Consider the following 14300-nt stretch of genomic DNA (forward strand, 5'->3'; position numbering starts at 1 on the left):
ATGAACATCCTGCGAGGGATCCCACAACAACCGCGCGATCAGCCATACCCGCAGACTCGCAAACTCGGCGCCCGGGGTAAACCAGCTTCCCTCTGCAAAATAACCCGTGACGTGCTTCAGCGTCGCGAGCCATTGGATGCTCGCGCCGATCGGGTAAATATTGGGCGTCGGCTGTATCGAACCTCCGAAGTTCGTGACGTGATCCCACACGAACATATGCTGAGAAATGGCGTTCCAGCTAGCCAGATCTTTGCCAAGCTCAACATTGCGTCCCGAGTCCAGCGGTGTGCTGTAGTCCACCTGAATCGTCATCGGATAGACCAGAATGTAGTCCGGGACCGACATCCCCGTTGGCGGAGCAAAACCCCAGTGATACGCGTCGAAGGTAAACCTGGCGCCAGGCAGAACCTCGCGCACCTGCGCGGCAACGTCCATCACCATGTCTAGCAGCGGAGCAGACGGATTGCCGCCATGGAGATCGGCGAATGCCTTACTTGCCGCGTCCATGTCCCAACCCCAATCCATATCGTGCAGGCCGAACCAGACTTTGGTGTAGTCCGGCAAGCGCTGCATTCTCGCGACGATATTCGCTGCCAGCACTTTGCGCACAGCCGGATTCATCATTGCAACCTGGCCGCCTGCGTACCATTCGGGGTGCTCCTTTGCGTAACGCTCACGCGGCAACAAATCCCAGAAAGATGCATCGCCGCCCTTCGCAAGCCAGCTGTGATCCCAGTCGTCAATTCCGGCTGGCGATGCCGAGAACGAAGGGCCGTGCGATTCGCCGTCGAGCAGATTGTGGGCTCGGAACGCCTTGTTCTGGCCTTCGCTGCTCAAGACTTCGCGATAGGCAAAGCGCGGTATCTGTCTTTCATGTGGCGCAGCGACTCTCAACGTGGTCAGCGTGGGCACGTACGTCGCGTCGGGAGCCAGCCACTTGACCCCCAGTGTTCGATCGAGAAACCAGTTGACGCCATACATGGTGCCGCGCGACGTATTGCCTGCAATGACCAGGTTTCTGCCCGACGTACATAGAACGAAGCCGTCGTCTCCTAACGCATCGAAATCAGCAAGCGGACATAGCGGTTCCGCGAGACGGTTGGACCGGCCGATCACGATCAGCGGTCCACCTTGCGGAGCGTTGTCATCGGAAATAGTCGAGAAATCGGCGCCGGTGATCTGCTTGAGATAGTCGGCAAGTTCGCTTGCCGCGTGCAGCGTCATCGCATCTGCATTCGCGCCGACATGGATGTGGTAACGCGTCACGCCATCCACCGCCAACTGCAACTGCGTTGCGGCCGCTCCGCCCGAGCGGATAACCGCCGCGAGGGCCGCTTCGCGGGCCGCGTCGGGGAGCGGCGCCCGAAAAAGACTTGCCCGCGTTTGCGCCGCTTGTATCGCCGCCACCGTCGTGACCGGTTCGTCGGTGGCTGTGAGCGTGACCTGAGCAAATTGCGCAACGCCCGCAGTTCCTTTCGCCTTGCGTAGATAAAGCAGTATCTGATTCGCTTGGGGCGGTGCCTGCACGACCACGTCGTAGCTCGTCCACGAACCACTTGCTTCGCGGTCCACTATCACCGCGGCTTCGTGCCCCCAAGGCTGCGCCACACGCTCGATGCCGCGCCAGCCAGCGTCCACGTTTGGCCCCCTGAAGCTGACCTGGACAAAAGTGGAGCCTGCGGGCGCGTCAACGGTACGAAGCCTCATCTGGATGCGATAGTGCAGTCCGCCCTGGACGGCAATTCGATCTTGCGCGACGAAGCCTCCCGCTAATTCCAGTGCATCACCGGCCGCGGACTGCTTGACGACATTCGCCGCGTCGCCCCACCACCCGCTTCGTCCTGCGGAGAAGTCCCCGTTGATCAACAAGGATCCCCCGGCCGCATAAGCTGCCAGACAGTGTGTTGCGAGCAGAAGGTATGCAAGATATCTGGCAGTGCGAAAACACGTGGTCCAGGTCGCGGCCATGCCGCACTACCTGCCGATACCGTTGATACCAGGCGGAAAGGTCAGTGGCACCCGGAATTTATTGCGGAATCGAAGCAGGCTTTGCAGGTGATAGCGGCTGGCGCGATTCATCAATCCGCCCGCCGATTGCCGTTGATGTTCATGCACAAGGCGCGCCCCCGGTACACACACTACGCGATAACCTGAATGCCACACTCGCGCGCACAGATCGACGTCTTCCATATAAAGAAAGTAACTTTCGTCCATGCCGCTCAACTCTTCAAAAATGGAACGCCGCACAACGAAACCGGTGCCCATCACCCAGTCCGCGTCAAAGGGAACCCCCGGCGCCCAGGCGTCCACCATAAGATGCCTCTTGATGCGCTCACGCAATATTCCCGATCTTCCGAGCGACGTACGCCGCCCTACGATATCGAGCATGCTATAAAAGCGCCTCGCCGAGTACTGGCGCGTGCCATCCGGATTGGTGAGATCAAGTCCGACGAGACCAATTGCTGGTGCCGCTGCCAGCACGTCGAGCGCTTTTTGCAGACTATCGTCGACGAAGTAGGTATCGGGATTCAGAACGAGCACGTAGTCGTGCATGCCCGCGACAACGCCAAGATTCACACCAGCTCCAAAACCGCGATTCAGGGACGAACGGACCAGGCGAACGCCAGCCGGCAATTGCGCACGAAGTCGCTGATACGAATCGTCGGGCGAAGCATTTTCGACTACCACCACGTCTTCAGGCTGCGCGATCTTTAGCGCGAGAACAGAATTGATGCAATTCAGCGTGAGATCCGGCGTCCGGAAATTCACGATCACGACGTTCAAGCGAACTTGAATGCTCATACTCCCCCCGGATTTGAACAACCAGTACTGGCGCGGCAAGCAGTCTTTACGCTGCTTGAGACACGCCTTCGACGATGCTCCAATGACCAGCGGCGGTCTCGTCCCAACTAAACCGCCTCGCTCGTGCAACACCTGCTCCAACGAGGTCCTCACGCAATGCGGGTTCATCCGCCAGACGGTTCATTGCCGTCTTGATGTCCGGAACACTCAAAGGGTCCACAAGTAACGCCGCGTTGCCCGCAACCTCAGGCATTGCTGACACGGTGGAAGTCAACACGGGCACGCGCGACGCCATTGCTTCGACGATTGGCAGTCCGAATCCCTCGTATAGCGATATGAATGCGACGAAGAGCGAGCCTCGGTACAAGCGCGGCATGTCCTCATCGGCTACCTTTCCGATGAATTTCACAAACGGCTGTATGGACAGTTTTTTGGCAAGCCCGCTCAGGTTTTGGTCAGCGTTACCGGTCAGCACGAGGTGGATTCCCTTCCCAGGCAACGCCGACTGCGCGTAAGCCGTCATTAACCGGTCAAGGTTTTTGTAGTTGCGCCGGTTGCCTGGATAAAGCACATAGCGGTAGGGAAGATCGAGCGTCTGAGTATTGCGCACGTAGGCCTCACCCACACCGTTCGGAACCACATGCACCCGCCGGGCGTCGATCCCGGACCACGCGAGAAATTCATTGCGAGCGCAATCCGTGACGCACACGATCGCTGTACATCTCCGATACATGTGACGCAACAGCAGGTCGTAGTAGGTTCTATGCAGCCGCGAATAGAAATGCCGATGCGTGAGGTCATGCACGGTCACAACGGAAGGCAAGCCGGCCCAGGCAGGCGGTACAAAACCGGGACTCCAAAATACGCCGCTCGTGCGTCTGCTCAACAAGGCCTTCGAGATCGACATGGGTGAAAGCGGACTGCCAATTGCTCCCTGCACGTCCAGCGGCTCGATCGTCGCCTCACTGGGTGCGCGTTCGAGACACGCAGTCATCACATTGCCGATACCCGTCTGTGCCGGCCAACGCAGGTCCGCGTAGACAGTGTAGGTGCGACGCGAAGGCACGCTTACGGAGGTAGAGTTCATTTTCATCCCCTGTCGGCCCAGCCGAGCATGCGTTGCGTTGAGGCAATCCAGTAGTAGCGGGCGCGCGCAACATCTCCATCGAACAGCGCCAGCAGACAGCCCGCCATCGGTCTTGCAAGCAGGTACAGGACGAAATGCCACGGATAACCGTTCAATCCGAGCACGCGGCCAAAGCCCCGGTTGTACAAACGCCCGCGAGTGAAACTCCTTTCATCGAAGCTCTGCAGCGGCTCCGGATGCGCTATGCGCAAAGCCGGGTCGTACCGAACGGCAACGCCTGCGCGCAAGACGCCCAACAGAAAATTGACTTCCTCGCCGGCGCCCCACCGCGAGCCGGATCCCACGCCCAGCCTTTCGTCGAACCCGCCAACCGCGGCGACGGCCTGCGCACGCAGGAAAATCGTATAAGACGTCGCACTTGTCCAGACGTTAAACCGGTCAACCAGTGTCGGCTGATTCGCCCAGCGTCCTTGTGACAACCTGCCGGTGTGATCCACGCTGCAGCCTGTGATACCCCCTAGACTTCTGTCCTCGTCAAGCCTGGCGGCGACAAAGGAAAGCACGTCACGTGCATACCAGCAATCGTCGTCCGGAAAAGCGACGATCTCCCCGCGGACGGCACGAAGACCCACATTGCGAGCGCGAGACAAGCCCTTTTCAGAGCGCAGATAAACAATTTCCATCTGCTCGCGAAAGCGGTCCACGATCGCTTTCACACGATCATCCGGATTCTGGTCAATCACGATCAGTTCGAAATCGCGGCACGATTGCTCCGCTAGCGAGACGAACAGACGCTCGACTTCGATGCTGCGGCCGAGCGTGGCCATCACGAGAGAGAATTTCATGCGCCTCCCCCGCGGAATTGACGTGAACCTGCGGCTTGAGGGAATAAGTACGAGGCGTCGGCGAACGTAGCGGTTTCACGTGGTGCGAAGACACCACTCCCCCACGACACCAGATAGCCACAAAACAGGTAGACCATCTCGCTTTGATGCATGGGGTTCACAAGCGACCACGCCGCGACCGGTGCGAGGCATAACATGGTCCGCCAACCGTGCCCGGCTCCACAAAAGAACACCAGCCATAAAATCACGCCCGGTACGCCTGCGATCAGCATCAGGTCGAGAGGCGCGCAAAAGATCGAATTTGTTCCTGCACCCAACCCGATCACACTGACCGGCGATGAGGCGAAGTAACTTTCTACGAAACCGAAGCCATAACCCGTCCAGTCTTTAACGACCAGCGCGATGCTCATCATGAAGGCGAGACCGCGCTCCTGTTCCAGCCGAACGTTCAGTTGATCGCTCGACAGCGCACTGTGGAAACGGAAATAGTAGAGCGCCGCACCCGCAGCGATTGCCACGATCTTTAGCGCTGTGCGGCCCTTGATCTGCGTCATCAGGACGATCCCGCAAGGAATCAATTCGGTCTTGGACTCGCTAAGCAACGCGACAACGGCACTCAACACAATGAACCACAGGGCGTCTGCCTTTCCACGCTTCGACTGCAGGAATAATGCATAGCTGCAAAGAAAGAAAAACGTGGCTAGCCAGTTTTTTTCCTTGAACGAACCATGCAAAGCGTCCTGCATGAAATCCACGGTCTTATACAGAATCGGAATGTTTAGCTTTTGAAGCGCAACCTGGTACGCCAGGAACATGAATAGCGCGATGTAACCGAACGGCAACTTATGGCGGAGGTAGTGTCTGCCAAAGGCCCGGCCCACGAGATAAAACACGGGGTAGACCACCACAAATTTCGCGATCTGCTCTGTCGCCTTGATCCGGGGATAGCCGCTCAGTGACGTGAGCAAAAGCGCGACGCCAATAAAAAGGAGGTACGCCAGCATCTCGTGACCTTTCACGCGAATCGCCTTCCTCATGATGAGTAGCGGTATCAGCGCGACAGCCCACATCTGCCCCAGTTGCGCGCCGCCGATCAGCACGAACTGCACCGACAACAGCAACAGTCCGAGCACCAACTGGATGTTGATGAGTCGTCGAGGCATGTTCGGGACACTCGAACGCGAAAGAACGGGTGTGCTCCCAGTACGATAGCTAGCGGCTTTCATACGCGTAGTAACCCGTGCTATAGCTGCCATACCCGAGACGGCTCTGCGGAACGTCGGTAAGAACGACGCCGCGAACCACGATATCTGCATTGCGTATGCGCCGTGCCGCCTCGCTAATCTCGTTGACGGTCTGCTGGCCGTGGCGCACCGCAAGCAGCGTTGTTCCGACATGGCGGGCAATCAGCATGGCATCGGTAACAGCGAGTACCGGTGGCGTGTCGATCACCACGACGTCGTACTGCTCCGAGAATCGATCCAGCAGCGTCTTCAGCCGGCCGCCCATCAATAGTTCGGCAGGATTGGCAGGTGCCGCGCCGCGCGGCAGGAAGTCGAGACCGGGGAGCACGTTGTGCTGGATCAACGGATCCGCCGTGTCACTCGCCAGCGCATCGGCAAGCCCCGGAACCAGCCCTGTGCCGAAGTAGGTGTGGATGTTTCCGCGCCGCAGGTCGGCATCGACCAGCAAAACCCGCTTTCCGCCAGCAGCCATCACCGCCGCAAGATTCGCCGCCACAAATGATTTGCCGACGTTTGGACGCGACCCGGTGATAAGGATAATGTTGTTGACTGCGTCGAACGCGCCGAAATACAAGGCCGTTTGTAAACTGCGAATTGCTTCGATTGCTACGTCATCCTGAGCGGTCCGGGCGAGCAGAAGTTGGCCGGTGCGTCCTTTGCGAATCTGACGCTCGATCGCACCTTGTCGCTCGCTATGTGGAACCACCGAGTACACCGGCGTGCCGAGAATCTGCTCGATTTGCTCCGCATTTTCAATGTGAACCTGCAGCGAGCGTCGCACAAAGGGAACCGCCACGCCAACAACGATGCCGAGAACTAACGAAATGCCCAGCACAATCAGCTTGCGCGGTTTGACAGGATCGTCGGGCTGCATCGCCCAGTCTACGACGCGTACATTGCCGAGTTGCCCCGCCTCTACCACTGCCAGCTGCTGTGAACTGTCGAGCAGGTTGGTGTACAACTGCGTATCCACCCGCACGTCACGCAAAAGCCGCAGCGCTTCCTGCTCGGTGTTGGGCAACGCGCCTACCCGGTCGGAGAGACTCTTTTGCTCATCGGCGAGCGCAGCGATGTTGTCGGTAAGCGCGACCACGGCAGGGTGATCATCAGAGAAGCGCTGCTGCATTTCGCTGCGCTTCTGTTCAAGATCTATCTGCTTGGACTTCAGGTCGACGAGCTGTCCCAACAACAATTTGCTTTCTTCGCTGAGATCGACGGTTCCCTTGCGATTGCGAAATGCGTTATATGCGTTCTCGGAGCTCTCGAGCCTGGCCTTCAGCGTAGGTAACTGCTTTGACAGAAAGTCGAGAGTCGACTGCGCCTCATCACGTTTTCGTCTGACGTTCTGTTCGACATAGTTCATCCCGATGCTATTAACTATCCGAGTGACCTTTTTCTTGTCCGCGCCATTGAGCGTCACACTGATCACGCCCGATTGCTTGGTCTTTTCTTCGATGTCGAGTTGGTCCTGCAGACGATCGATCGTCTCGAGCTCACGGAAATGCTTGAGCGCGAAGTGCGCTCCGGTATTGGCGACGAGGCGCTCAACGCGTACCGTCACCGGCTCACCGTCGATTGTCCCCGCGCATGCTTGACCGACGACACAACGAGCAATCACATCGTCATCGCTGTCTCGTACTTCGAACGTATGCCCCGCGCCTGCAATCAACGTAAAAGCAGCGTCGTACGGAAAATCGAACCGGCTTACATCGATTTCCTCGCCACCCCAGGAGAAGCGGTTCATGCCCAGCCATGGCGCGGCCAATTTACCGGGTTTGACGTGACGTGCGATAAACGCACCCAGCAGAGGAAAATAGCCCGGCTTGGCGTCGATGTCGAGATGCAGATCGCGCATGGTCTTTTGCACGACGAGTCGCGAGCCGACCAGCTCGATTTCGGCCGCGGTACTTGCGGTTGTGTCGAACAGCGACGCCAACTCGCCCAGCGGCTCCTTCGCGTCGGCCGTCCCATCTTCCACCTGGATCATTGCGTCCGCGCGATAGACGGGCGTGCCGAAGATCGCGTAGCTCATCCCCAATGTGAGGATGACCAGGGCAACGATCGCGATAAGCTTCCAGTTCTGCAGCACCACCGAGACGTATTCGGAAAGCGGCGGCTCATCGGCACTCGATAGATCGTCGCGGCCGCGATGACTGGACAATCGGCCGGGCGGGATAAGGTTTTGTTCGGGGTGGTATAGGTTATTCATGCGCGACTACCGCTCCAGTTAAACCAGCATTGATAGCGGGCAACAGCAAGCTAAGCACGCGGCTAAGCCGTACCAGACCGTTTCCATCTATGTAGACCACATCGTTCGGGAGCAACTCAAACTGGTTGGCTAGCACCATCGCAATCGGCGAGGCAGCATCCAGGTGATAGATCTGTGGAGTTGTTGATTTCGAACCACGAATGACAAAAATCTGCCCTGCGTCCGCGCTGTTATTGTTCAGGCTACCCGCTTGCGTCAGTGCATCGCTTAGCGTTAATGTGCCGTCGCGTAGCGGCGTCGCAAACGTCGGCTTGTTCACTTCTCCCATCACGTATGCGCCGTTCTGGTCGCGGGAAGTCACACGCAACACATCGCCATTCTTCAGCACGATCTGGGATCCGCTAATTTTCTGATCTCGCATCGCGGTGAGATCTACCTGGTACGATTTCCCGCCGCGGACCAGGACAAGGCGGCTCTCGTCGGCAGACGGCTCAAATCCGCCAGCGCGGTTGACTGCTTCGTAAAGCGTCATAGGCACGTCGTTGATCGGCTGGATTCCTGGCGTGTGGACTTCGCCCTCGACGTAAACCTGTTTGCTACGGAACGACGCAATCCGCACAGTGACCTGAGGATTCTTGAAATAGGTAAGCGCCTTGGTGATCGCGCTTTGAGCTTCGTCCGTGGTTTCGCCACCCACTCTCAGCTTGCCGATGTAGGGAAACTGCACCTCTCCGGCGCTATTCACCACGAAGCCCGCAGCCGGATCGGCGGGACGCGCTGGCGTGCTATTCAGACCACCGCCAGTACCGGCGGCGTCGAGTTCGGGGTGATCCCAGACGGTAATCTGCAGAACATCGCCGGGTCCGATCACGTAGGGCTGCGCCGTGTCGCTCAGCAGCGGTGACAGATCGGACTCAAACGGTGTGGCAGGCGCATCGTGAAGTTGCTGCACAAGCGAGACGTCGATCTCGCGAACCGGCACGGGGAGCTGCACCGCTGCATGATCCGTGGTCGCGGCCGAAACCGGTAGAGTTGCGTTCGGCGACATCCGCATGCCAGGCGCGATTCCACAGCCCGATAGCCCCGCCAGCAATCCCACAACCGATGCCGCACGAACACTCCATTGCCATCGTGTTGCCCTCGATACATCCATTTTTGTTTTTTGCTTGGGTTTCATTAGATCCATCCTGAAGCTAACTGTTTTGTTCGCCCGGCAGGCTGGCCGGGTGTCTGTTTGTTCCTGTCGGTTACCCCGTTGTATGTCGTTCGCAAACCTATCGATTTCACTATCGGCTTACCATGGAGACGGGTACACCGATGCCCCGTCGAACGGCAAAGCGCCCGGCGATGCGATCAGGCCGCGACCCGCTGACGTCTCCGGCATTCCATAAACACTGCTTGCGGTGCTCTGACGCCCCAGCGCAGAAGGCCGCTTTTCCGACTCGCTCGCGTTGTCGGTTCCGGTTTTCGTGGTGCCGTCATCGGCACCCGCGATTAACGCTTCGGTCGGCGTGGGCGGCTCCAGACTCTTTGCACCCGACTGTTCCGACGATGCATCGATCGGTCCGCCTAAGCCGTCGAGGTAGCCATCTTCGGCATCGCTCGGTCCGCCCAACAGGGCTTGCTCCGCTAACGGCACTTGTGGGTCCGTCGCGCTTCGGCTATTTCCCATGCTGCTTCGCTGGGCTGCCGTGGACGACGCGTTGCTGGCGGAATGAGCAGCAGCAGCCGCGAACAACTGAGCCTGTGCAGCGGGCGACATCACAGCTGCGAACGCACATATCACCAGTGCGCACAGTCCATCCGGTATCAAACCGGTCTTCTTGAGTCGGTTCAGCCACATTTCGTTATCCTCTGAATCCAGTTAGCAGCTCCGCGCTCGATCTGTTCGAAGCACGTCTCGTACGTCTGGATGGAACCGAGATAAGGGTCGAGGACATCCAGATCGTCGTGCTCCCCCAACCTGTAAACCTTGCCTCGCGCGAACGGGTATGCACGTTCTACCGTCGCGCGTTGCATCATCGTCATGGTCAGGATGAGTTGCGCAGCTCGTACCTGTGGCAAGCCAATCAGATTCGCCGCATGCCCCCGCAAGTCGTAACCACGGGTCGCCATCAACTTCGACGTAAACCCGTCGACCGCGCGGCCCGGTATCGCCCGGGTGCCGGCCGAGACGACCGTCGTGCCCCGCAACCGTCTGGCGAGAATGGCTTGCGCCATGGGACTGCGGCACATGTTGGCCTCGCATACCACGAGGATCGAATCGAACATGACTAACACTTCCTGTTCATTTGGCGAGCGTCGCAATCAATACGCGTTCGTGTGCCGAAATCCGCGCCAGATAGTCGCCGCAACAATCCGCATATCCAGCGCAAACGACCAGTTGCGCAAGTAATACAGGTCATGCTCGACACGCCCTTGCATCTTCTCGATCCGGTCCGTTTCGCCGCGAAAGCCGTTGACTTGCGCCCACCCTGTAATGCCTGGCTTGACCCGATAGCGGTGCATGTAGCCGCTCACGACCTTTCGATAAAGCTCGTCGTGCTCGATCGCGTGCGGCCGCGGCCCGACCACCGACATATCGCCACTCAGGACGTTGAAGAACTGCGGCAACTCGTCGAGACTGGTGCGCCGTAAAAAGGCGCCGACCCTGGTGATGCGCGAATCGCCACGCCTGGCCTGACTGACAACACCCCGTTCTTCGCTGTGCACGTGCATCGTCCGGAACTTGTAGATCTGGAAGACCTTTCCATCGGCGCCCTTACGCCGTTGCCGAAAGATCACGGGACCCGGCGAAGACAGCTTGACTGCCGCGGCAATACCCATCAGCAGGGGCGCCAGAGCGAGCAGCGCGGCGGCCGCGAAGACGCGATCGAACATCTCCTTCTTGCCAAGCGCGTGCGACGACAACGGCGATGCAACGAGGTTGATCGCAGGCACGCCGATCAGATCGATCATCCCGCTATCGAACAGGGCTAGACCGCTAACGTCAGGCATGAAGCGGATGTTCACGAGGTCATCGCGGAACTCCTGCACGACCTTCAAAATCGTGCGCTCCTCCGACAGCGGAAGCGTCAGCCACAGTTCCTGCACGCCCTCTGAGCGAACATGGCGTGCGAATTTCGTCAGGTCGTCGAACACGGGCATGCCCAGGCTGGCAAGACCCGTTTCGGGGCAAATGTCATAGGCGGCAGACGCGCGAAACCCACTCGAAGGAGCAGCTCCGATGTTGCGCACCATGCGTTGGCAATGCGCCCCCTGCCCCACGACTGCGACCCTGCGCAGGTTCAGGCCAGCCTGACGAACGCGCCCCAACGCAGCGTGCACCGTCAGCCTCGATACGATCAACGCACCGCCGGTCAGGCCCGTCCAGTAGGCAAACCACAAACGCGAGATCAGATCGGTTCTGTGCAAAGAAAACATCAGTACCAGCGCGCACGCCTGGACAACCACCCACGCGAGCGAGATCTGGCCGGCAAGACGCAGCATCGAGCGGCCACGCCATGACTGGTAGATACCGAAGACAGGAAACAGGGAGATCGCCAGCGCGGTAGCAAATGCGATGAAGGCAGCATCCGTGTGATGCCGCAACAGATCGTCATAGCGAATCTGCGCCGCCGCTGTCGCTCCGCCAACGATCAGCGCGACATCCAGCGCGCGCGCAACGAGGCCCTGAAGCCCATGCATCTTTCGCGTTTCTTGTGCGAGGGTTGCAACGTTCATCATTTTTGACCGCCCCTCGGGAACGCCCAGACGTTTGCAAAAGTCGCCAGGAACGCGCTGTGCATCACGGGTTTGACCCGGCGATCGGCATTCCGACTTTGTTGTATCTGTCCAGGCATGGTTAGTTATCCTCTATTAGTGGGTTTGCGATCCCCCCGGATCGACAGACAACCCCACGTCAGCCCATCTTTCGCAAGGCAATACTTTCCCCGCACGCGTTAAACGCGCGCATTGCAACATCCACTTCGCGGCACACAGTCACACGGCTTGCTAACTGCGCCCGGCGTCAAACCTTCACGTCGCTACGTCCAAGGGGAATCCAGCTTCACCGGGCTACCTCGCCGGTTGCACTGGCACGGCACGATCCGAGCGAACGCCGGAACCACACCGCATGCTTGAAAACCGACCGGTTTACCCCCGGACCTGATCGGTCATTTGAAACAGATACTCACTGACACCCTTACTATTTTTGTCTATCGCTTTGTGCGCTGCGCCATCTCTAAAGCAGCAACTATGCCAACGCGTATTTCATGGTACGTTGCCACTACGCCTCGCCGCCGACGTACGTCAGACGGGGCTTGCCGCCGATGTTTCGAAAAACTGGTCCACCCAATCAACCACCAGGCGCCGCGCGGCGACGTCACCGTTACGTAACGCGGCACGTAACGAACCGGATGGCGAAATCCATTCTCTAAAGCGATGACGCCGGCGACATCAACTCAGACAGCGCTCGCACTGGCCTCGGCCAATGGGCACCCTGGGCCAGAACACGAGGCCATTGCCGGAGCCAGCGCGCCTGCTCCTCCGTCTCGACGCCGTTCACTACCACGCGTATATCCAGCGACTCCAGGAGCGCTAACAGGCCTTCGACGACCTTGCACGAACGCGCCTCGCCCGGCACCGTTGCCACCAGTTCTCGCGCCAGCTTCACCGTATCGATATCGAGCGCACCCAAGCTCGCAAGTGAAGCCCGTCCTGCACCAAACTCTCCGTACGAGATTCCTACGCCCAGATCCCTGAGGTCCGCAGTGAGCGCCCGAATCGACAGGACACGAGCCGCATCCTCACTTTCGGGCAATTCAAGCTCAAGCAGATTCGGCGCAATGCCATAAAACAGCGCGACGTCGCGGATGTCTTCCGCAAAGCGCTCGTGCACTACTGCAGATGCCTGGACGCCGATCGAAACCGGGCAAGGCTGCAGTCCCTGGCTAAGGCAGACACTGAGTTCACGACACGCGCGCGCGAACATGAAGCAACTCATTTCATACGCGACATCGGACTGCTCGAGCTGCGGCATGAATACGCCGGGGAGCAGCAGCCCATAATCCGGATGCATCCATCGCACTTGCGCCTCGACATGCGACAGCTGCCCCGTGCCGACCTGATAGGCGCCCCGAAACATCAAGTGAAACTCGTCGGCGTGCAGTCCTTGCGAGATGCGCTTCGCCAGACCATCGTGTACGTGTACGTCGTTCATCTGATTTTTCTGTTGCCCCGTGACGCCGGTCGCATAGACGGATGGGCGCCGATGCGCAGACTGATCGTTGATTTGAACAAGGTGCATGATGCGTTGTCGCTAAGAATGCTAACCGGGCCACCGATTGCACATTGCGTGCCAGTGCCGGGTCAAAGCGAATGGAGAAGCGAGCAAGGCTTGGTAAAGCCTTTTCAAAACAGGGCTTTACCTCGCGGGCACGACATGGCGTCGAGTGCGCATGAAGCTCACGGAGAGGCTGTCATGGCCGTGTTGTTACGTCGGCCACGTTACGGTGTTACGGCCGGGCGGCGCGAACACGTACGCGCGGCGCTAGCCGTCAGAAGGCTGCTGGATCGTGCAGAAATATCTCGTAAAAATCAGCCGCAGCCGCGCTGCCGCTTGCACAGAAGCTCCAGGGCGCGCTGCAATTCACCGGAGCGGCGCCACGCGATGTACTTCGCGTAACAGGTCTGTTGCGGCGGAAAGTTCGCCGGCAACCGATGCCACTTTTCTCCGGTCTGTTGAATCCATAGAATGGCATTAAGAATATCGCGCGCAGCGCGGCGCGGTCTCCCACGTGGCGACGGGGATTCACGAAATAGATGCTCGACATGCATCCAGTCGTCATCGGACAAAGGAATTTCAATCACGGAATTCTACGAATGGATAGGGGGTAACGCAGACTGACCACCCCTATAAATATCGCAGCCAGATTTCTAAAGCCAGTAAAAATCGAATGTCGACCCGTATGCAGGGGTCAAGAAGCTTTCTTTGCTTACTAGAGCTCGCTTGAACTAATCCTTCGCACTCCATATTTTCTTCAGTGGCATGAGCTTTTGCGAGCCGCGTATCTTTGACCTTAGCAAGCAAGCCATCGCGCAGCCTTATCTTCGCTAAAGAGGTATTCGACTTC

The 14300-nt window shown here is 58.6% G+C and carries 12 protein-coding genes; all 12 read right to left on the bottom strand.

Features of this window, described 5'->3' with window-relative positions; all coding sequences use genetic code 11:
• Window positions 1-1869 (bottom strand): DUF4838 domain-containing protein (locus M0954_RS12590; RefSeq protein ID WP_297353546.1); only part of this gene is annotated, 1869 nt, incomplete at its 3' end.
• A gap of 105 nt (window positions 1870-1974) precedes the next feature.
• Window positions 1975-2841: a glycosyltransferase family 2 protein gene (locus tag M0954_RS12595; protein WP_297353548.1), complete on the bottom strand. Its 867-nt coding sequence runs from the start codon at window positions 2839-2841 to the stop codon at window positions 1975-1977.
• A 7-nt stretch (window positions 2842-2848) separates the two neighbouring features.
• On the bottom strand, window positions 2849-3709 hold the full coding sequence (locus M0954_RS12600; RefSeq protein WP_297353550.1) for a glycosyltransferase family 1 protein: 861 nt from the start codon (window positions 3707-3709) through the stop codon (window positions 2849-2851).
• A 182-nt stretch (window positions 3710-3891) separates the two neighbouring features.
• Window positions 3892-4734, bottom strand: a complete 843-nt coding sequence (locus M0954_RS12605) for a glycosyltransferase (protein ID WP_133893800.1) — start codon at window positions 4732-4734, stop codon at window positions 3892-3894.
• Window positions 4731-5897, bottom strand: a complete 1167-nt coding sequence (locus M0954_RS12610; protein ID WP_297353552.1) for a hypothetical protein — start codon at window positions 5895-5897, stop codon at window positions 4731-4733. Before M0954_RS12610 ends, M0954_RS12605 begins: the two co-directional genes overlap by 4 nt.
• A gap of 49 nt (window positions 5898-5946) precedes the next feature.
• Complete coding sequence (locus tag M0954_RS12615) at window positions 5947-8139, bottom strand: polysaccharide biosynthesis tyrosine autokinase (protein WP_297353573.1); 2193 nt, start codon at window positions 8137-8139, stop codon at window positions 5947-5949.
• Window positions 8140-8179: 40 nt separating this feature from the next.
• Window positions 8180-9235, bottom strand: a complete 1056-nt coding sequence (locus tag M0954_RS12620; RefSeq protein WP_297353553.1) for a polysaccharide biosynthesis/export family protein — start codon at window positions 9233-9235, stop codon at window positions 8180-8182.
• 246 nt (window positions 9236-9481) lie between these two features.
• Window positions 9482-10030, bottom strand: a complete 549-nt coding sequence (locus M0954_RS12625; protein WP_297353555.1) for a hypothetical protein — start codon at window positions 10028-10030, stop codon at window positions 9482-9484.
• Window positions 10021-10458 carry a low molecular weight phosphotyrosine protein phosphatase gene (locus tag M0954_RS12630; RefSeq protein WP_122157534.1) on the bottom strand — a complete coding sequence of 146 codons (438 nt, stop codon included), beginning with the start codon at window positions 10456-10458 and terminating at the stop codon, window positions 10021-10023. The genes M0954_RS12625 and M0954_RS12630 overlap by 10 nt, the downstream gene beginning before the upstream one ends.
• Window positions 10459-10494: 36 nt before the next feature.
• A complete protein-coding gene (locus M0954_RS12635; protein WP_297353557.1) occupies window positions 10495-11874 on the bottom strand; it encodes an undecaprenyl-phosphate glucose phosphotransferase in 1380 nt (459 codons plus the stop codon).
• 727 nt (window positions 11875-12601) lie between these two features.
• Window positions 12602-13387 (bottom strand): EAL domain-containing protein, encoded by a 786-nt coding sequence (locus M0954_RS12640; RefSeq protein ID WP_166660864.1) that lies wholly within the window; start codon window positions 13385-13387, stop codon window positions 12602-12604.
• Window positions 13388-13764: 377 nt separating this feature from the next.
• Window positions 13765-14022, bottom strand: coding sequence for a transposase (locus M0954_RS12645; RefSeq protein WP_220795583.1), 258 nt, complete (start codon window positions 14020-14022; stop codon window positions 13765-13767).
• Window positions 14023-14300: the final 278 nt, after the last annotated feature.

Source organism: Paraburkholderia sp., from assembly GCF_026225065.1.
GTDB lineage: Bacteria > Pseudomonadota > Gammaproteobacteria > Burkholderiales > Burkholderiaceae > Paraburkholderia.

Bases quoted from the DNA above. Each gene is read 5' to 3' on its own strand.
- M0954_RS12630 (WP_122157534.1), bottom strand. From the start codon at position 10,458: ATGTTCGATTCGATCCTCGTGGTATGCGAGGCCAACATGTGCCGCAGT.
- M0954_RS12625 (WP_297353555.1), bottom strand. From the start codon at position 10,030: ATGTGGCTGAACCGACTCAAGAAGACCGGTTTGATACCGGATGGACTG.
- M0954_RS12600 (WP_297353550.1), bottom strand. From the start codon at position 3,709: ATGTCGATCTCGAAGGCCTTGTTGAGCAGACGCACGAGCGGCGTATTT.
- M0954_RS12640 (WP_166660864.1), bottom strand. From the start codon at position 13,387: ATGAACGACGTACACGTACACGATGGTCTGGCGAAGCGCATCTCGCAA.
- M0954_RS12605 (WP_133893800.1), bottom strand. From the start codon at position 4,734: ATGAAATTCTCTCTCGTGATGGCCACGCTCGGCCGCAGCATCGAAGTC.
- M0954_RS12620 (WP_297353553.1), bottom strand. From the start codon at position 9,235: ATGTCGCCGAACGCAACTCTACCGGTTTCGGCCGCGACCACGGATCAT.
- M0954_RS12610 (WP_297353552.1), bottom strand. From the start codon at position 5,897: ATGCCTCGACGACTCATCAACATCCAGTTGGTGCTCGGACTGTTGCTG.
- M0954_RS12635 (WP_297353557.1), bottom strand. From the start codon at position 11,874: ATGCATGGGCTTCAGGGCCTCGTTGCGCGCGCGCTGGATGTCGCGCTG.